The organism is Celeribacter sp. SCSIO 80838 (assembly GCF_056498065.1).
This window is the reverse complement of the sequence record NZ_JAZKMA010000001.1, coordinates 1,457,602-1,476,896: the sequence shown is the minus strand read 5'-3', so window position 1 is coordinate 1,476,896 and position 19,295 is coordinate 1,457,602. Positions and strand designations below refer to the sequence as shown.

Genomic DNA, 19,295 nt, shown 5'->3' with positions numbered 1-19,295 from the left:
CAAATGAGACGTGCGTGCACAAAGGGTTGGGATTTTGCATCAGCCCCCTCTCCCCACTTTCTCATTCCACAAATCGAAGATTTTCGCAGCCTTGAACAACGGCTCAAAATCCTCGACCGAAAACGGTGAATACCCCGATGGCAAGGACGTCCGGTCGGTAAACGCACGGCAGAAATGACAGGTGCCCAGCCGAACGTCCTTACTGCGGCTTGCTTCCACCAGCGCGTCAATCAGCAGTTCGATGACAAGCCCCCAGCGATAAGAGCAAGCGCGGGAAAGACGCCGATAGAAATCCATCGAACTAAGCGGTGTGAAGTCGAACCCGGCGGTATCGGCATAGGCAAAACAGAGCCGGTTTAACTCCTGAACATCCTCGTCTCGGGCCAGAGAGATCTCACGAAACGGCACGGGCCTGAGCAGATAGGCCAATTGCTCTTCGCTGTTGATGTGACCAGCCAGTTCGTCAACGCCCGACAGGATCAGCATCAGGGGCCAGTCAGGCTTTTTGAGGAGCGACTTGAAGCTATCGAGGATCATCGCCCGCCCCTCGGCGCTTTTTCTCGGAAAGATATGCTGACACTCGTCGTAATGAATGCCGTGGACGCCTTGCTCCCGCGCGTGGAAGCCAACCATATCCCAGATTTCGCGTTGCGTCATACGGCCCGATGTCGGCAAGCCAAATCCCTCTCGCAAGGTATGCACGCCCAGATCTTTCCACGACATAGTTCCTTTGAGCATGACGCTGACGATACGCGCGGGGCGCCCGTCAGGCATGAGGGTTGATCCATCGTTGAGCTGATCAAGCTGGTGGCGGATTTCTCCGGTTTTCCCGACCCGGGACGGCCCCGTCACCATCAGGCCGCGCGCCTCAAAGGTCTGGCCCGCAGAGGCTTTGGCCCAATAGTCAGTAAACATCCACGAGATCCCCGCGCGCAAACGATTTGCGCGCGGGAAATCATAATGCAGGGCTTTGAGGGCTGCGATCTTCGAGGCCACGGCTGTATCGAGGAAACTCATTTCAGCTTCCCCGCGTGTTCCGGGCGACCGAATACGGCGCGCTCGTCCTGAGTGCCGGACGTCAGATCGCCCTCAATCGGCGGTTCGAACCCATCGCCGATGTCAAATGCAAAGGGATCACACTCCAGATCCGCGAGCGTGCCGGGCGCAACCGTGCCCACCGTGATTTTCGGTTCAGATGACTGCATGCCAGCGGTGAGCACGGCAGCTTTCTTTTCGGCTTCCGCCCGCGTCATGTAACTCCGGGCAAGACCGTTTTCGATGGCCTTTGTACGCAGAAACTCAAACATTTCCTGACGCACGCGAGCCAATCTCGGGCGTTCATCTCGCATATTTGACGGATCGCTCGCCCGCATCTTTTCGTAAACTGCAAGGAATTCCGGGATCGACATATCGCACATCTCTGACCAGCTTAATTCCACTCGAACCGGGTCAGGATGGCCCTCGATAATCACTGTCGCTTCATTCGTGCAGTCGGGATCACAATATACGGCAACCTTTCTTCTTTCGCTGTCCCGAAATTTCTGAAGCTCTGGCGAATTGAACGGCAGCCCGAAAACCTTCACACCTTCGTCTGTGATCGTCGCCTCTTTTCTCCACCCAAAACTCAACCGCCGATCCTGTGGTGATGGCATAGCAATGGCCCATCCCTCAGCGGCAAGCTGACGCGTGGCCTGAAGCGGTGTCCGGCGAAACATATTGACGCCGTAATGGGTCTGGTTTGGGTACACATCAATCAGATAGCGTGTGATTAGCCCGTATAGTTCGTCTCTCAGAATGATCGCATTCTTTTTTGCGTCATACCCTTTGAGATCACCTGCTTTTCGTCCGGTGTATCCGTGGATTAAACTGACGAGTTGATCCTCCATCGTTCCAAACATGCGCTCGACATAGGGTTTGTCGCCAGAATGATAGCTCCTGACATCGACCACCTGTGTGCTCGTCCCAAGCAATGCTGTTTTCACAGGAGCATTACGCAATCCCGCGCCATTGTCATTTCTGACACAAGCCAACCCGACGGCTGGCATCGGGTCAAAATCACACCCATAGATCGTCTTCTCTCGTTCCTTCGAACGTGTTGCCATGCGCAGCGCGTCAAGCGTCGCCTCATGGTTCGGCGCGTCCGTGAGTGTCCAACCTAGGGGCATCCGCGTCGCCACATCGAGGACGAGAACCAGCCAAAGGCGGTTGTAGACGTAGTCTTCGATTTCTTCGAGCGCCTCTTTGTCTTCGACGGACAGAGCTTCCCAATACCCGTGCTTTTTCACGGGCGTCAGCAAAGACAATTTGCATTCGTCAATTTCGACGAGTTCACCGATCATAAGTGACTGAGTGTCGGAATTGCCCCGTGTGCGGCTGTTCGTTGTCGCTCTTTCACCATCGCGCGCAAAGGCAAGCGCTGTGGCTTTGATCATCTTGATATGATCACGAACCGTTTTGTAAGACACACATCCGAGCGGTTCCTGGCCCCGCGCCTCGCGTCTTTCATTTTCAGATGTGATAAGCGTCTCTAGACGGCACAATGTCTGAGAAACCTTCGGCTTTTTGAGATCGAGATGCACGTCCTCGATGGCCTGATCAATCAACTCGCGCACACGCCAGTGGATGCGTGGTGTACGATTGCCTTTCAACCAACTCTGATCGGCCAGTGCCATTTCATCAAAGACCGCATCGACGTAGCGCGTCCAATAGTCTCGCAAGGTGCGGCCTTTGGGCATATCAACTTTGAGGCCAATGCTCCCACCACGCGGCACAATCCAAATCGGACGTTCCGAATAATGCACTTTTGCTACATCACGAATTCTTCGACGGTTCTCCATATCATCAAGAGCACGCCCCGTGATCTTCACGCCTGCTGCGCTCAGCGCTTCAATTCCGGCCATAAGTGCCTTGCGGAAGCAAAGATTTTCCCGTCCGCGCGCACTCAATTGATCTCGGTGATACCGCCCACCTCGGCGAATACGCATTCTACTCTCGGAGCCACCAAGCATCAGATTGGAACGAGTTGCGTCGCCCCACCCAGATCGGACAAGGAATTCGTCGACTGTCCACACCTCGGAACTCCCTGTTTCAACGTCTTCCGCCCGATAGCTCCCGTCTTTTTGAGGATAAAGAAAATGAGAGCTACCGCCGCTGGTCAACTGGGTGCCAGCGGGCACATGATAATTCAAACGCACACTCATTTTGCAGCCCTCCAGATACGGGATTGAGCCCCGATCACCGCATTCATATTGGCTTTGAGCGCGCCCCGCGCGATGAGGCGTAGGCAGGATTTCATGATCTGACCATTCGGCAAGTCGATTACATTGAACAAATCAGAAATCCGCCAGAGCGTCTTGAGATCGTAAGCCGCCGCCTCCACAAGAGCGTCCGACTGAGGATCGGGTTCAAAACAGGCAAAATGATGCATACGGCGCAGGTTGTCGCGGCGTGCGCGATTGTAACCGTCGGCATCTATGACAATAAACTTATGCGCCTCGGCCCATGGTGCAGCTTGACGGATTGCCGCGATCTCAGCGATGGTCTGCGGCTTCGACAGGCTGGTCGCGTTGCGCACGAAAACGAAGCACGCCAGACCATTTCTCAGCGTGAGTCTGAGATCAATCGTATGCCAGTGCATCCCTCCAGCAGGATGCTGATATGGAAAACGCACAGGCTGGAATTCCACGTCGTAAAAACGCCCGGATGAAAGCGCCTCATGCGCAACAGCGGCCTCAGCCAAGCTCTCCGTCGCCCCGACTTTCGGGACAAAATTATTCGCAGCCGTCCGATACGTCAGGGCAACTTTCTGGCTCGTGCTACTGGTGGTCAGCGGATTGCGCACGCCGGTGAACGGAAGGACCCCCGGAATATCTCCTATGGTGATTTTGCCCGCAGTTCGGGTTTTGGGCAGGTTGTAGGCCCAGCTATCGTGGTCGATGATTTCGATTTTATCTGTCATTATTTTGCTCGTTGTTTGGGCCTCTGGGCCCTGTTCATTTTTTTGGATTAAAAGACGCCATCCGAGAGGCGCGGGTGCATCTCGTCAGCGGCCAGAAGGCGTGCCAGCGCGTGGCCTCCGGGACGGTAGGCAAGTCGCTTGATCTCAACGCGTTTGAAGAATTTTCTGGCAGTTTCACCGAGCTGAAGCGGCTCGACACCCTGCTCTGAAAGCTGGAGCTGAAGAGCTTCAAAATCAGCGCGCCGCGTTCCGCTCAGAGCCCGCAGCAGGATATAGTCGCGTTCAAAAGCCTCCAAATCCGCGAGAGGAACCACGCGCCGTTTGCGATTGGACAGTCGCGCATCCTGCAACTGCGAGCCAACAAAGCCCCCCTCCGCGAGGGCATGGATTGTCGCCACATTGCATCCCAGCAACTTCGCGGCCTGAGCCGCCGTTACCTGCCCTTCGGGGACCTGATCCAGTTGGTCCCGGACCTCTGTAAGCGACACATAGAACTCGGTCAGTCGGAACGGTTCTTTGAGCTTTGAGACCAGCCGCAGATGACCTGATAGCGCCTGCGACAGCAGCCAATGCGTCGTGCAGTGACACTGGCGTGCAACCTCTGCCAAAGGCTGTTCATCTGCCCCGATATCCGACCTCACTTTGGTTACCGCTTGCAGACGTGAGACAAAGTTTAAGATGTCTTCGCTGTGAAGCATCGGCAAACTGCACTCATCCGCCGGGAAATGCAGGGGCATCATCCAGCTCTCAATGAGGCGCTCCATCGTGTAACGGTCGCAACCAAGCACCTCCCGCGCGACCTTGAGGGAGGAGAGCTTTTCCGCCTCACCAATGGCAGCGTCCATCACCGTGGCTGCCACAAGCATGGCCCGATCACTCCAGCCGTTCTTCATCTCCGACGTGAGTTCGCCGCTGCGCTTAAGTTGGCGCGTAAGCGTGGAAATCGGAATGCCTGAGCGTTTTGCGGCCACGCCCACAGTGAGCAGACGCGGTGCCCCGCAGGTTTCGCCCAGGAGCGAAGTACCCTCCGGTACATAGAAATGATCCAAAACGTACTCCCGCATGAGGTGCCGCAACACATCGAAGTCCGGATCGTTTCGCCGTGCTCTCAGTTCCGAGATCACCGGGCCATAGATTTTCGAATAGTCCGGTTTCTGGGATTTGGGCGCCGACGTCCGGATGGTATCGAGCGCATTTCGAATTGCGTCCGGCCCGTGTCTTGCAACGGCGTACCCGCCCGCACCAGCCTTGATCCGATCGAGAGCGGAAAGTAGGTGCGGGCGCGTTTTTGCCCCGAATTGCAGCAGGGTTCCTAAAGCTTCGCAAAACGAAGAGACAACGTGAAACTCGAAGCCATCGAGCCAATTCTGTCCGCGACCCAACCTGATCCGATCTGCGAGGTAGACCTCTAAGCCAAGGTCTTCATCTGCCACCCCGGTGATTTCGCCCGGCACCCAGCTTTTGATATGCTGCGCAAAGTCATGAGCTGATTTACTATTGCCCGAGGCCTCAAAACGTACCTGCGGCACCTTATGTTTTAGACAGCAATGCAGGCTCGACACCTGCCAAACGCCCCTTTGAAAAGCACCATTCCGTGCATCATCCGTGCGGCCTTCGAGCACGCAAGCAGGACAGACCTGCCCGCCAGAACGGGTAAACGCCGTGGCCTTGATCCGCTCTGCCCCAAGCCGGAACCAGCCTTGCGTATCAAGGCGCGGGGTATTGAATCGAAGCGTGTCGAACTCAATTCCGGTGAGGTCTGCGATATGCGCGACCTCGGCATCGAAACCGTTGCAGAGGTTCAAAAGCCCAATACGCTGGTCGCTGCACAGGGCTTGCAATGATGCATAGCCGTTATTTCTGGCGGCACGACTGGCCAGCGACGTGGTCGTTTCGCCCTCCGCCAATCTCGTTGCAATCGGCAGGGGCGCTCGCCCCACGTGCACAGCCGCATTCCGCCCGCCTCGCGCGGGGGATTTTCTGATATTTTCCATTTTTGATAAGCAGTCATGTCAAATGCGGCGCATCCGACACCTGCTGTCCCTTCATTCCGTTTTAGACAGGCCTTCCGGCGGCGCAGACGCCGTCGAAAGGTTGACAATTCGCTGGATGTGGGAGATGAATAGAGAAATCGGCGCTAATCGATTTTAAGAGGCCTTGGGTTCGCAAGATCCAAGGTCTCACCCTATTCAAACCACATGCATAAAGACACGCCCTCTATCGTAACGACAGGGGATTGCTCTCGATGCTTTTGGATGATTAGTATCTTACGTCTCTAGATCATGTTGGTCTCCATACCTGTCATCAAACAGTGTCTCGACGGGGGTGGACAAAGCCATCGCAAGTGCGCGCTCGACACGCCGCGAGCGCGATGTGCCCAAACTGACTTCAGAGACGGAATGGGGCTTGATCCCCAGTTCTGCCGCGATGTCAGAAAAGCTAGAGCCAGAAATGCGCAAGGCGCACTTGATCCGCTCATGCCGCACCCTATCGACGCGCATGCCATCCCCTTTCACACCGTGTTTTATCGGTGGAGAGAATCACCGATATTGCGAATCGGGTCAAGCGCGAAATTCAAATAAGCCACTGAAAATAAATGCATTATCACCGTGGAAAGCGCCCAATAATCACCGAGGAAACCTTCTCTGAAAGCGGCAGAGACAACAAAAATACTTTGTTCATAAATAGATACGATTTTGCAGAGGCCGCACGACGCTTCCGCAAAGACCCCGATATATGATTAAAAAAATGAAGCGCTGACGATCCGCAGCCAGCGCCTCATTGATATGTTTCTTAAGTATCTGAATCTTCCCCTGTCGAGGACAACGCGTCCTGCAAGCCCTGCTCCAAGAGCTGGAGAATGTGCAGCGGCATTTCATCAACGCTCCACGCTCTGCGCGGATCGGGCCAGAGTTGATCGAAGATGTCTTCTGTCATAACGACATAGGCAATCCTGCCATTGTGACGCAAAAATGTTGGCCCCTTGTCGGCCTGTCGCGCCAATTTCAACGCGTCGCATTGAAGTGTCTCAACGTCGAAACGACGGCCTTGGAGTGGCGGAAGTTTAGAACGATCCATAGATTTTCCTTTCATCGGCGCACGACACTGGCCACGGAGAAGTCCGTGTTGGCGTGCGAGCGAGATGGAAAATCTAAGTCATGTGTCTGCGTACCACGAAGAGCCGGGATGAGACAGCCCTGTTTGACGCTGAGCGTCATGCTGAGTTCGATCCGGCTTTCGTATTGGAGGCCTGAACTCATTTCCAAATTGACCTACCGCAGAAAAAGCCGAGCTACACTCAGCCTATCCGCCAAAAATCCTTTATGTTCGAGCAATTTTGCGGGTAAACACCCCTTGAACTGCGGCGCTGCCACGGTCGCGGACAGAAAAATCAAGGGGCGGACAAGTGACCGAGGAACAGAAGAAAAAGCTTGAGCAAAAGCTTTGGGACATTGCGAACGAACTGCGCGGCCGGATGGATGCGGACGAGTTCCGCGACTACATCCTTGGTTTTATTTTCTATAAATACCTGTCTGAACGCCTGCACATTTACGTTGATCAGGAGCTTCTCAAATCCGAAGGCCTTGCCTTCGCTTCGCTCGACGAAACCGACCCGGTCCACCAAGGCATTCTCGGGGCCGTGCAGGAAAACTGTATCGACAGCCTCGGCTATTACCTGCGCCCGCGCGAGCTGTTCTCGGAGGTCGCCAAGCGCGGGGCGGAGCCAGGCAGCTTCATCCTTGCCGACCTTTCCGACACGCTGAACAACATCCAGAAATCCACCATGGGCAACGAGTCCGAGGAGGATTTCGTCAACCTGTTCGAAGACCTCGACCTGAACTCCAGCAAGCTGGGCCGCAGCAACGAGGCGCGCAACACGCTGATTTCCAAGGTGCTCGCCCATCTGGACTCCATCGACTTTGAACTGACCAATTCGAATTCGGACGTTCTGGGCGATGCCTATGAATATTTGATCGGCAAGTTTGCATCCGGCGCGGGCAAGAAAGCAGGCGAATTCTACACCCCGCAACAGGTCTCGACCGTGCTGGCCAAGATCGTGACCACGGGCAAGGCACGGCTGCGCTCGGTTTATGACCCAACCTGCGGGTCGGCTTCCCTGCTGCTGCGCGTGGCGCGGGAACTGGGCTACAAAAGGTCCAACAAATCCGTGGGCGAGTTTGTCGGGCAGGAACTGAACCGCACCACCTACAACCTTGCGCGGATGAACATGATCCTGCACGGGGTGCATTACCTCGATTTCGACATCCAGCAGGAAGACACGCTGGAACACCCCCAGCATATGGGCCAGACCTTCGAGGCCATCGTCGCCAACCCGCCATTCTCTGCAAAATGGTCGGCCAACAAGATCTTTGAAAGCGACGACCGCTTTGCAGAGTATGGCCGTCTCGCGCCCGCGTCCAAGGCCGATTTCGCCTTTGTCCAGCACATGCTGCATCACCTGGACGAAGACGGGACCATGGCGGTGATCCTGCCGCATGGCGTGCTGTTCCGTGGCGGGGCCGAGGGGGCCATTCGCGAATTCCTGATCCGGCGCAATTGGCTGGATGCGGTCATCGGCCTGCCCGCGAACATCTTTTATGGTACGGGTATTCCCACCTGCATTTTGGTGCTGAAGAAATGCAAGGAAACCGAGGACGTGCTGTTCGTCGATGCCTCGACCTGTTTCCAGAAGGGAACGAACCAGAATGTCCTGGGCGATACGGACGTCACACGGATCGTCGATGCCTACCGGACGCGTGCCGAGGAGGACCGGTTCAGTCACCGCGCCACGCTGGCCGAGATCGCAGAGAACGAGTTCAATCTGAACATCCCGCGCTATGTCGACACATTTGAGGCTGAACCGCCTATCGATCTGGAAGGGGTGACGCGCCGAATAGAGGCGATCAATGTTCTGATGCGGGACGTGGATGAAGAGCTTGCCGCTTTCTGCGCCGAACTAGGGCTGGAGGCACCGCGATGAGCAAGGCGCTGCCGGATCTGCGATTTCCGGGTTTCAAGGGAGAGTGGCAGACAAAATCTATTGGACGCTTGTTAAAGCGCGCAAGCGATCCGGTCAGAGTCGAACAGGAAGAAACCTACCGCGAAATCGGCGTGCGTTCGCATGGTCGGGGCGTATTTCACAAAGCCCCTGTCTCTGGTGCGGAACTCGGTGATAAACGTGTCTTTCATGTTGTTCCCGACGCGCTGGTTCTGAACATTGTCTTTGCGTGGGAACAGGCCGTGGCGATGACATCGAGCGACGATCAAGGCTTCATCGCTTCTCACCGCTTTCCGATGTTTCTTGAGAACGCCGGGCAAAGCTATCTACCCTTCATCCGCCAACTACTTCTTACGCCCCGTGGCAAAATGCTTTTAGAGATTGCATCGCCAGGCGGCGCAGGCAGGAACAAAACCTTGGGGCAGGACGCTTTTCTCAAGCTCAAGACGCGCGTCCCTGAGCGCGATGAGCAAAAGCGTATCGCCGACTTTCTCGACGCCACTTCCCGCAAGATCACCCTTTTGACCGACAAGAAGACCGCGCTGGAGGACTACAAGCGCGGGCTGATGCAGCGGCTGTTTTCGCGCGAGCTGCGCTTTACCCGTGACGACGGCAGCGCCTTTCCAGATTGGGAGGAGAGAACAATTGGTGATGTGCTGACCCCCAGTCAAATCACAGGAAATTATGGCGATACCGCACGCAAGCTCTCGGTCCAACTATGGGCACGAGGCGTGCGTGAAACCGACCGTTCCGGAAGCGCCGCCACCCGGTACTATACGCGGCGGGCCGGGCAGTTCATTTACAGTAAGTTGGACTTTCTAAATTGCGCCTTTGGAATCATCCCTCCCAAATTGGACGGTCTCGAAAGCACCGCGGACCTACCAGCGTTTGACATCTCTTCCGCCGTAGTTCCGGAATTTTTGCTAAACTATGTCATCCGTCGTGATTTTTATGAGCGCTACGGCTCAACCGCTGACGGAAGTCGGAAGGCTCGACGAATTCAGGAAGGCGTTTTCATGTCTTTCCCCTTAGAACTTCCTCACCCCGACGAGCAACAGAAGATCGCCTCAGCGCTCTCCGCCCTCGACGGGAAGATAGACGCTCTGTCGCAAAAGATTTCTGAAATGGAGGCCTTCAAAAAGGGCCTTCTGCAAAAGCTATTCGTTTAAGGTTTGCCCCAGAGGTTTTCATGAATACCCAGTCCGAAGCCCAGCTCGAAACCGCCCTGATCCAGCGTCTGAACGATCTGGGCTGGGCCTCGGTCGCCATCCCGGACAATGCGGCGTTGGAGGCCAACCTACGGGCGCAGCTTGAGGCGCATAACGGGCTGCAATTCTCGGACGGGGAATTCCGCACCATCCTGAACCATTTGGGCAAGGGCTCGACCTTTGAGAAGGCCAAGACTCTGCGCGACCGCATGGCGCTGCAACGCGACGATGGCACCACGGCCTATGTGCAGTTCTTCAACGGGCGTGAATGGTGCCGCAATCGCTATCAGGTGACGCATCAGATCACGCAGGAAGGGCATTACAAGACCCGCTATGACGTGACGCTGCTGGTGAACGGGTTGCCACTGATCCAGATCGAACTGAAGCGACGCGGGATCGAGCTGAAAGAGGCCTTCAACCAGATCAACCGCTATCACCGCCACAGCTTTGGCGCGGGCAATGCGCTGTTCCAATATGTGCAGCTTTTCGTGATCTCGAACGGGGTGAACACGAAATACTATGCCAACAACCGGCATCAGGATTTCAAGCAGACGTTCTTCTGGGCGGGTGAGGACAACACGCCGATCACACGGCTGGAGGCCTTTGCCGACGCCTTTCTTGAGAAGTGTTTCGTGTCCAAGATGATCGCGAAATACGTGGTCCTGCACGAAAGCGACCAGGTGCTGATGGTGCTACGGCCCTATCAATATTACGCCGTCGAGCGGATCCTCGACCGGGTGATGAAGGGGCGCAAGAACGGCTATATCTGGCACACAACAGGCTCGGGCAAGACGCTGACCAGCTTCAAGGCCAGTCAAGTGATCGTCGAGAACCCGAAGGTCGCCAAGGTCGTGTTTGTCGTGGACCGGGCCGATCTGGATTATCAGACGACGAAGGAATTCAACTATTTCTCGCCTGGTTCGGTCGATGGCACCGACAACACCACGGCGCTGGTGGACCAGCTGGCCGATCCCGACACCAAGCTCGTGGTGACCACGATCCAGAAGCTGAACACCGCCATCACGCGCGAGCGCCACGCAGCAGCGATGGAGGCGCTGAAGGATGAGCGGATCGTATTCGTGTTCGACGAATGCCACCGCAGCCAGTTCGGCGATACCCACAAGAATATCGTGGCATTTTTCTCCAAGGCGCAGATGTTCGGCTTCACCGGCACGCCGATCCTGAAAGAAAACGCCATTGGAAAGCGGACGACCGCGAACTTGTTCGAGGAATGCCTGCACCGCTATGTCATCACGGACGCGATCCGGGATGAAAACGTGCTGCGGTTTTCGGTCGAGTACTGGGGCAAGCTCCGCCGCAAGGACGGGACATTCATTGGTGATGAGGAGGTTTCCGGCCTCGACCTAAAGGAGTTCTTCGAGAGCGAGAAACGGATCGACGGTGTGGTCGACTGGATCATCGAGAACCACGACCGCAAGACGCATAGCCGCGATTTCTCGGCCATCATGTGCGTAGGGTCTGTCGATGCTTTGACCAAGACCTATGAGGCGTTTCAGCGCAAGAAGGCCGAGGGCAAACATGACCTGAAGGTCGCCACGATCTTCACCTTCGCGGCGAATGAAGAAGATGAAGACGCGAATGGGCTGATCGGCGAACCCGATGTCACCGGTGGCCCCGTCAGTGCGGCCACCCAACACAGCCGGGACAAGCTGGCTGGCTATGTGGCTGATTACAACGCCATGTTCGGCACCAACAACAGCGTGAAGGACGGAAAGGCCTTTTACGTCTACTACAAGGCGCTGGCAAAACGTATGAAATGGCGTGACCGCAAAGATTTCATTGACGGTCAGGGCATCGACATCCTGCTGGTCGTCAACATGTTCCTCACCGGATTTGATGCCAAGACCTGCAACACGCTCTATGTCGACAAGAACTTGCGGTATCACGGGCTGATTCAGGCCTTTTCCCGCACGAACCGGATTCTCGGGCAGAAGAAATCGCAGGGCAATATCGTCTGCTTCCGCAACCTCAAGACCAAGGTGGACGAAGCGATTGCTCTGTTCTCGAACAAGGATGCAGACGAGACAATCTTGATCGCGCCCTACCAAGAGTACGTTGACCGCTTCAACGAGGCGGTGATGGAATTGCTCAAGATTGCACCGACGCCGTCAGCCGTGGACAGGCTGGTTTCAGAAGACGACATTCTCGCCTTCGTGCGCGCTTTCCGCGAGTTGATCCGAATCCGCAACGTGCTGACCAGTTTCACCGAGTTCAGCGATGACGACCTTTCTCTGGACGCGCAGCGCTTCGAGGATTTCAAGAGTAAGTATCTCGACATTCATGATCGCATGAAATCGGATCAAGATGACGACCAGAAGGCTTCCATTCTAAATGAGGTCGACTTTGAGCTTGAGTTGATTCGGCGCGACAACATCAATGTCGCCTATATCCTAGCCCTGCTGGCCTCTGTCGTCGCGGAGCAACGGGAAGCCGAGGACGCGCTGGATACTGCGAGCAAGACCAAGACCATTCTCGATCTGCTCGGGTCAGAGCCCCGCCTGCGCAGCAAGCGCGAACTGATTGAGGAGTTCATCACGGCCTATCTGCCGATAATGAAAAGCGCCGAACAAGCAACTGCAACGTTCGAAGAATTCTGGGCAGAGAAGCGCGAAGCGGCGTTCCAAACGATTTGCACAGAAGAAAAACTGGATCGTCAAGGTTTCGCCGGATTGCTGGAAGCATACCTGTTTTCCGGCAAACGCCCGCTGACCGATGAGGTGATTGCGATCATGACCGAAATCCCCTGCATTCTTGAGCGCAAATCCTCTGCGGAGCGCATCGTCACACGGATGGTCGACTTACTCGAAACCTTCGATGAGGGAATGGGTGATATTTAGGGCGTGGAGTTTCTTAACTCGACTACAAGGGCGGGAAGCGGACTTTCGTTGCTCGGCGCACGAATGTCCAGTTTGTGGGTATGCCAGTTCACAACATGTACGTTCTCTCGCTCATGGCACCACTCTCTCCATTTTCCCCTTGAGTTCAGCCTGCGCAAAACTAAGGTTGCCCTAACACATTTATAATATTCCGGTTTTCCACATGAACTTCTTCTCCCAAACCTCCCGCATGGGTCGCCTGACCACCGCTTTGGGCGAGGACGTTTTGGTCCTGATGCGGTTCGAGGGGGAAGAGCGGGTCAACGGGGTGTTTAGCTACCACGTCGACTGCCTCGCCTCCGCCGATGATATTGATTTCGATGCGCTTTTGGGCACTCACGCCACTGTCACGCTGCGCACCCATGACGGTTCGGACAAGCCTTTCGATGGCATCATTTCCGAAGCGCGCTGGATGGGCGCGGGCGAGAATGGGCATCGCTATCGCCTGACCCTCAAACCCTGGTTCTGGCTTGCCTCTCTGCGCCGCAACCAGCGGATTTTCCACAATAAAACCGTGGTCGACATCCTCACCGAGCTCCTCGGCGCCTATGCCTCGGCGGGCAAGATGGAGACCCGGCTGACGCGCGATTACCCGGAGCTCGAATACACCGTTCAGTATCGCGAGAGTGACATGGATTTTGCGGCGCGCCTTATGGAGCGACACGGGATTTCCTATCATTTTGAACAGGATAGCGGCTCGCACCTGATGGTTCTGACTGACATTGTCGAGAGCCACGCGACCATCGGCGAGCGCCCGTTCAAGCCCTATGACGGCCACCACCAGGAGGAAATCGAGCACTTCTGGGAGTGGCGACCGGCGCGGCGGATCACGACGGGGGCTGTGCGGCTGACGGATTACAATTTCAAGACGCCGACCGCGGCGATGGAAACCAATTCTTCATCTTCTTCGCGCTATGCTCAGGGTCAGATCGAAAGCTTTGACTGGCCGGGGGATTACCTCGATCAGAGCCGTGGCGATGTGGTCGCGCGGCTGCGGTCGGAGGGCGAGACCGGCCAGGACCGGCGCTTTGAGGCGCAGGGCGATATTCCTGCGCTTGGCGCGGGGCTGCGGGTGACGCTTGGCGGCGAGCCTCTGCCGGGAACGGGGGAGGACTATCTGTGCCTCGTGGCGCATCACAGCTACACGTCGGACAATTACGGCTCCGGCGGCGAGGTCGGCGACGGCTATGCCTACACCGGGCGCTATGTTTTGCTGCCCGCCGACGCGCCTCTGGTGCCGGAGCTGAAGACCGCGCGCGCCGATGTGAAAGGGCCTCAGACCGCGGTGGTCGTGGGCGACGGCGAGATCGACTGCGACGAATACGGGCGCATTCTGGTGCAGTTCCACTGGGACCTCGACGCGGCCTATTCGATGCGCTGCCGTGTGTCGCAGAGCTGGGCGGGCAACGGCTGGGGCGGCATGGTGATCCCTCGGATCGGCATGGAAGTCGTGGTCGAATTTCTCGACGGCGACCCGGACAAGCCGCTGGTGACAGGGTGCGTGTATAACGGCAAGAATGCGGTGCCGTATGATTTGCCAGAGCATAAGACGCGGAGCACGTTCCGGACGGATACGCATGAGGGCGAAGGGTTCAACGAGCTTCGGTTTGAGGATGAAAAGGGCAAAGAAGAGATTTTTGTACATGCCCAGAAGGATATGAATGTAGGGATTCTTAATAACAAAGCAGAACAAATCGGCGCCAGCAGCCATCGGCAAGTGAATCGGAATATTACTTCGGTTTGCATGGGGTATACCGCCGAATTTTCTGCATTAGGACGCATGCATTCGACCTTTGGGACCTATGCAATTTCTACCGGGCAAACAAATCCAATAGAGCCTGTAAGCGGAGCTTTTTTCCAAACAGGCGGGACAATTGAAACACCTTTTGAAAGCTTTCTCCGTGATACTCAGGAGCATAGATCCGTACGTCCCGGCTCAATTGTGTTCAACAGCGCCTCCGATGTAGCTTTACAGGCGGGCGAAGAGATAACAATTGGAGCGAGTGCAAGCATTTCCGCGACTGCTGTTGAAACCGTGTCAATGGCAGCTCAAGAAGATATCCGCATGACCTCTGGACAATCCATGACTCAATACGCCAAAGGTAATATCGCAATCGCTGCTGATGGTGCAATTTTATTGCGGACACAGAATGCGGAACTCAGCCTGTCGCCGGATGGTGAAATTCGGTTGACGGGTACCAAAATCATCATGAACGGAGACAAAATATGTCTAAACTAATAGCCGCTTTCATTGGTGTCCTATTAAGCGTACAGGCCGTTACGGCAGAGTTTTCGCTAGACAAGATGCCGGACTTTCCACAGTTCGATCCCCCTGCATTCGATCCGGAAAAATTCTTTTGTGAACAGGGCAGTCCTGATCCCAAAACCTATGAGGATGCATTCACGTGGTTGAGGTTTATCCGGGGCTTGGTGATCGGAGAGACCTCCAAGGCTGTCGCGCAATGTCGCACAAACACAATCATTGGATTGCAGCAGGGAGTGTGGGGCGAACAGAATAAACTTGTGGCTATTGCAAATTTGGTCAATTTAACTAGCGGAGAACTCTCAGGACGGGACACATATGATCTCCCGCCGGAGGAACGTTTTGCCAATGATGCAATCGCCCTTGGTTATATGTACCTTGGGTGTAAACGGTTTGCTGACGATATGTTGGGCTGCTTCCAAAAAGTGACGGAACAGCACTCTGTGCCGATTATTCAAAATAGCCCAATATTTTGTGATTTTTCGGAGAATTATGACACGCAGGCTACGGATTTAATGGGCTATCAGCATGATATTGATATTCTGCGAGAACTTCCGGGAAGTTGTTCCGGCATTATAAATCCGCAACTCACGGAAGCGCAGCAGCGCCAAGACGATTGGAGGCACCGTCTTGACGGTTTCATGAGTGTTTCAAGTCCTGAGTGAATAGGTACCTACAATGCCCGATGTTGATGATGTTGACCTTTTTGGAAATCCTCTGATTGCCTTGCCAGAGGACTGGGGGGACGGCCCCTTCATTTCTAACTTACCTGAAAGGGATGCGGATCGGCCTGTTTTGGCCAATACAGAAGAGTTGTTTCGTCGGGATGAGCCTTTTGAGGAAAACTGGCTCACCGATATGCCGATATTCGGAAAATCGGATTTTATTTCAATGGGCCGGCTCTATGTCTCGGACACAATCGGCCCAAAAAAATTTCGACGTGTCGCGCAGCATTTTCGGATTGAGGAGTCTGACGCCCTCAGCGGAACGCCTGTGATCGTTTTCCAAGGTGGCAGTATTGCAATCATCAATGAGGGACTTGATGCATTGGCTGGTCGGCTGGGGCCAGCCGTCGAGGGGGTAATCGGAGATCTTCAAGACCGAGTTGATGCTGTAAATATGAGTTCCTCAATCTTAACGCAGAGTGCAAGCGCATCAAATTATCGCATACGCATTCGCCTGCCAGGCTATGAGCCAGGTTGGCGTGGCACAATAGATGTTAGCAGTATTATGTGCTTTGCGCCCGGGAGTGCGGCAAGTATCATGCAAGCTAATTCAATAGATGAATTCAACTTTGGCAATCATGGTACGGAACAAAGAGTATACAAGCTTGATTATCCAGTTGGAAATTCGGTTCCGATATCTCTGGACATCATTAACCGGTCAACACTCCGTGCGGTGGTCGATTTTACGGTTGCTGTTCTAATTGATCGGCGAGAACAAAACGAAGAACAGCGTCAAAAGGAAGCACAACAAGCCGCCGAGGCGCGACGTATTGCTAACGTTCAACGTGGAGAAACTCGCCGTGGTCATAACTGAACTAAAATGCCCCATTCTCATAATGTAAAAAGACCAGTAAAATATGTGCGACACACTGCCAAATGAACACCAAAAACATTTCAAAAAGATAAAAAAAACTTATACATTAATTGGGTTTTGGAGCAAACTTCATGCCTTCTTTTACGAATTGGAAACTTCGCTCCGAGGACTATTACCTGAAGAGGGCAGAATTACCCACAATATTCGGACATTGTGCCATAGCATGGCGCAGATTCCTGCTGATAAATGGTCCGGGCTGTGTTCATCGATCGGCCCGACCGTCTATGGCGCGATCGCCCTCTCCTGGTGCAAAGATGCCGAACTTTCACAGACCTGGGAAGGCTGGCATGCCTCCGGTTTCCCGCTCAAACCCAGCCCCGAATTCGAACGCCCAGCCCGCTTCATCAACCCAGCGCTCATGCCGGTGAGCGACAGCCTGCATGACATCCTCAACGCCGAGGCGCGCAAGCACGAGGACCCCGAAATCCACACCCTCGCCATCTGCGCCCGCATCGCCGCAGTGCAGGGGGCGCTCAAATTCGACATCCCGCTCGACAGCCTGAAAACCGCCCCGCCACAGATCGCGGCGTTTCTCAAATCGCGGATGCTCGAAAAACCGGATCGCACAGCGGAAGAGAACGCTCTGATCGCGACGTGGTCGGCGACGATCAAAGGCACGGAATACAACATCTGGGAGGGCGCATAATGCCAGCAGCAGGACGACAGGGCGACACAGGATCGGATCACGACGGCTTCCCGCCAACGCCCGCCACATCGGGGAGCGGGGACGTTTACATCAACGGCCAGCCTGCGCTCCGACAAGGCGACAGTTTCGCGCCGCATTCCAAACCCAAACACCCACCGCACGGGCGTAGCCTCTCGGGCGGGTCTGGAACGGTGTTCATCAACGGGAAACCTGCGGGGCGTGTCGGCGACGCCATCGACTGCGGCGGCAGCGTATCGAGTGGGTCGGGGGATGTGTTGATCGGTGGGTGAGGCGGAAGTAAACTCCAAAGCGGACATTTGTTACGGGGGGCTTGAATGACCGTAAAGGGCCGTTCTCGTCTGATCACTCCCTCTCAGCCAACCACGTTTTCTGCCAGAGGTAATAGGCTGATTGGCTGATCGGCGGGCCTTCAAGAACCGCTAGGGTTTTCCATATCTTTGTCCCTTTGTACCCTGCCTCAATCATTTGGATGGCGACGGCTTTTCGCAGATCTGTCATGCTCGGTTTGCGCCCCAAGCGTTGACCTCGAGCTTTGGCTTCTTGCAGTGCGATCCTGGTGCGGTCGGAGAAGCCTTTGCGGTCGAGGCGATTAAGAGCGCTCAGCAGAGTGTTGATTTGAGACTGCCAATCGTTTCGACTGTCGAATGCCTCATCAAGGCAGCGGATATGAATGCCCAACTCCCTCGCAGCTTCCACAGTGGCGGCGATGCCCTGTGTTGAAAGGTTGAGGTCGCTCAGAGACGGGGCGATGAGTTCCGCGTCTGCACTCAGATCGTTAAGCCAGACGGGCGGTGCATCTGGCTCTTCGGGATCGGTCGTGAAAATCTGATCCGTCGGAATACCTTCAGCTTCAAGCCGTGCGAGCGCGAGCTGCCGATCCTCCGCGCTTCGCAGTCCAGAGATCACGCCATAGCGATTTTCGGACATCGGAGACCTTTCGGAGAGAGCTGAAAACGGAGCGTGTTTGTGTTGGACTTGCGAAACAGCTACTATATCTTGTGTCTCAGAATTTTCTTGACACTGAGATGCACGTTTGTGCTCCCAAAATGCACTCTTATGGTCCAATGACAATTGGAAAAATTGGTGGAGTCGATCGGGATCGAACCGACGACCTCGTCATTGCGAACGACGCGCTCTCCCAACTGAGCTACGACCCCACTTGCGCCGATGATTTGAACTTTTTGCGCCGGGATGTCAAGCACCCCGGCGTGGAAAGCTCAGGCGGGCAATTTGCCATTCTGTTCCACGAAAGCGACAATATCGCGGGCCGGACGCGCACCGGCGATGCGGGCCACTTCCTTGCCACCCTGATAGAGGATCAGCGCCGGAATACCGCGGATGCCGTTTTTCATCGAGACGGTCGGGTGCTCCTCTGTGTTGATCTTGGCAAAGCGCGCCTTGCCTTTCAGCTCCTGCGCCGCTTTCGCGAATTCCGGCGCCATCATCCGGCACGGACCGCACCACGGCGCCCAGAAATCGACGATCACCGGGAGATCGTCCTTTTTCGACAGGGCATTCAGCGTCTTCGGGTCCAGCTCCGACACTCTGCCGGACATCAGAGGCTCACCACAGGTGCCGCATTTCGGCCCGGCCGAAAGCTTTGCCACAGGTACACGGTTGACCTGACCACAGGTCGGGCAGGCCAGTTTCACATCGGTCTTGTCAAGAATGGCGGCCATAGCCTGCCTCCTTTTCATATTCATG

General features: G+C 55.4%; 16 protein-coding genes and 1 tRNA gene. 8 read left to right on the top strand and 9 right to left on the bottom strand.

The features are described 5' to 3' along the window. Window positions 1–39 precede the first annotated feature (39 nt). The 6 genes from V1475_RS07370 to V1475_RS07345 form a co-directional block, all read right to left on the bottom strand. Window positions 40–1,017 (bottom strand): ATP-binding protein, encoded by a 978-nt coding sequence (locus tag V1475_RS07370; RefSeq protein ID WP_479412222.1) that lies wholly within the window; start codon window positions 1,015–1,017, stop codon window positions 40–42. After that, complete coding sequence (locus tag V1475_RS07365) at window positions 1,014–3,200, bottom strand: hypothetical protein (protein ID WP_479412221.1); 2,187 nt, start codon at window positions 3,198–3,200, stop codon at window positions 1,014–1,016. The genes V1475_RS07370 and V1475_RS07365 overlap by 4 nt, the downstream gene beginning before the upstream one ends. After that, complete coding sequence (locus V1475_RS07360; RefSeq protein WP_479412220.1) at window positions 3,197–3,958, bottom strand: hypothetical protein; 762 nt, start codon at window positions 3,956–3,958, stop codon at window positions 3,197–3,199. Before V1475_RS07360 ends, V1475_RS07365 begins: the two co-directional genes overlap by 4 nt. A gap of 47 nt (window positions 3,959–4,005) precedes the next feature. Next, window positions 4,006–5,952 (bottom strand): TniQ family protein, encoded by a 1,947-nt coding sequence (locus V1475_RS07355; protein ID WP_479412219.1) that lies wholly within the window; start codon window positions 5,950–5,952, stop codon window positions 4,006–4,008. 273 nt (window positions 5,953–6,225) lie between these two features. Next, a complete protein-coding gene (locus V1475_RS07350) occupies window positions 6,226–6,459 on the bottom strand; it encodes a helix-turn-helix domain-containing protein (protein ID WP_479412218.1) in 234 nt (77 codons plus the stop codon). A 292-nt stretch (window positions 6,460–6,751) separates the two neighbouring features. After that, on the bottom strand, window positions 6,752–7,036 hold the full coding sequence (locus tag V1475_RS07345; RefSeq protein WP_479412217.1) for a hypothetical protein: 285 nt from the start codon (window positions 7,034–7,036) through the stop codon (window positions 6,752–6,754). A gap of 328 nt (window positions 7,037–7,364) precedes the next feature. Between V1475_RS07345 and V1475_RS07340 the strand changes: the two genes are divergently transcribed. The 8 genes from V1475_RS07340 to V1475_RS07305 all read left to right on the top strand — a co-directional run bounded on the left by V1475_RS07340 (window position 7,365) and on the right by V1475_RS07305 (window position 17,860). Further along, entirely contained in the window at window positions 7,365–8,939 is a 1,575-nt protein-coding gene (locus V1475_RS07340; protein WP_479412216.1) for a type I restriction-modification system subunit M, read from the top strand. Then, window positions 8,936–10,126, top strand: a complete 1,191-nt coding sequence (locus V1475_RS07335; RefSeq protein ID WP_479412215.1) for a restriction endonuclease subunit S — start codon at window positions 8,936–8,938, stop codon at window positions 10,124–10,126. Before V1475_RS07340 ends, V1475_RS07335 begins: the two co-directional genes overlap by 4 nt. A gap of 20 nt (window positions 10,127–10,146) precedes the next feature. Further along, window positions 10,147–13,023 (top strand): type I restriction endonuclease subunit R, encoded by a 2,877-nt coding sequence (locus tag V1475_RS07330; protein ID WP_479412214.1) that lies wholly within the window; start codon window positions 10,147–10,149, stop codon window positions 13,021–13,023. Between the two features lie 202 nt (window positions 13,024–13,225). Continuing rightward, window positions 13,226–15,301, top strand: a complete 2,076-nt coding sequence (locus V1475_RS07325; RefSeq protein ID WP_479412213.1) for a type VI secretion system Vgr family protein — start codon at window positions 13,226–13,228, stop codon at window positions 15,299–15,301. Further along, window positions 15,289–15,990 (top strand): hypothetical protein, encoded by a 702-nt coding sequence (locus V1475_RS07320; RefSeq protein WP_479412212.1) that lies wholly within the window; start codon window positions 15,289–15,291, stop codon window positions 15,988–15,990. The genes V1475_RS07325 and V1475_RS07320 overlap by 13 nt, the downstream gene beginning before the upstream one ends. A 13-nt stretch (window positions 15,991–16,003) precedes the next feature. Then, window positions 16,004–16,864 (top strand): hypothetical protein, encoded by an 861-nt coding sequence (locus V1475_RS07315; protein WP_479412211.1) that lies wholly within the window; start codon window positions 16,004–16,006, stop codon window positions 16,862–16,864. A gap of 43 nt (window positions 16,865–16,907) precedes the next feature. Next, window positions 16,908–17,570, top strand: coding sequence for a hypothetical protein (locus V1475_RS07310; RefSeq protein WP_479412210.1), 663 nt, complete (start codon window positions 16,908–16,910; stop codon window positions 17,568–17,570). After that, window positions 17,570–17,860 (top strand): type VI secretion system PAAR protein, encoded by a 291-nt coding sequence (locus V1475_RS07305; protein WP_479412209.1) that lies wholly within the window; start codon window positions 17,570–17,572, stop codon window positions 17,858–17,860. The genes V1475_RS07310 and V1475_RS07305 overlap by 1 nt, the downstream gene beginning before the upstream one ends. A gap of 73 nt (window positions 17,861–17,933) precedes the next feature. Here V1475_RS07305 and V1475_RS07300 read toward each other — a convergent pair whose 3' ends face one another. The 3 genes from V1475_RS07300 to trxC form a co-directional block, all read right to left on the bottom strand. Next, window positions 17,934–18,518 carry a recombinase family protein gene (locus V1475_RS07300; RefSeq protein WP_479412208.1) on the bottom strand — a complete coding sequence of 195 codons (585 nt, stop codon included), beginning with the start codon at window positions 18,516–18,518 and terminating at the stop codon, window positions 17,934–17,936. A 154-nt stretch (window positions 18,519–18,672) separates the two neighbouring features. Continuing rightward, window positions 18,673–18,748: transfer RNA gene (locus V1475_RS07295), tRNA-Ala, on the bottom strand. 60 nt (window positions 18,749–18,808) lie between these two features. After that, entirely contained in the window at window positions 18,809–19,270 is a 462-nt protein-coding gene (gene trxC, locus V1475_RS07290) for a thioredoxin TrxC (protein WP_479412207.1), read from the bottom strand. Window positions 19,271–19,295 lie beyond the last annotated feature (25 nt).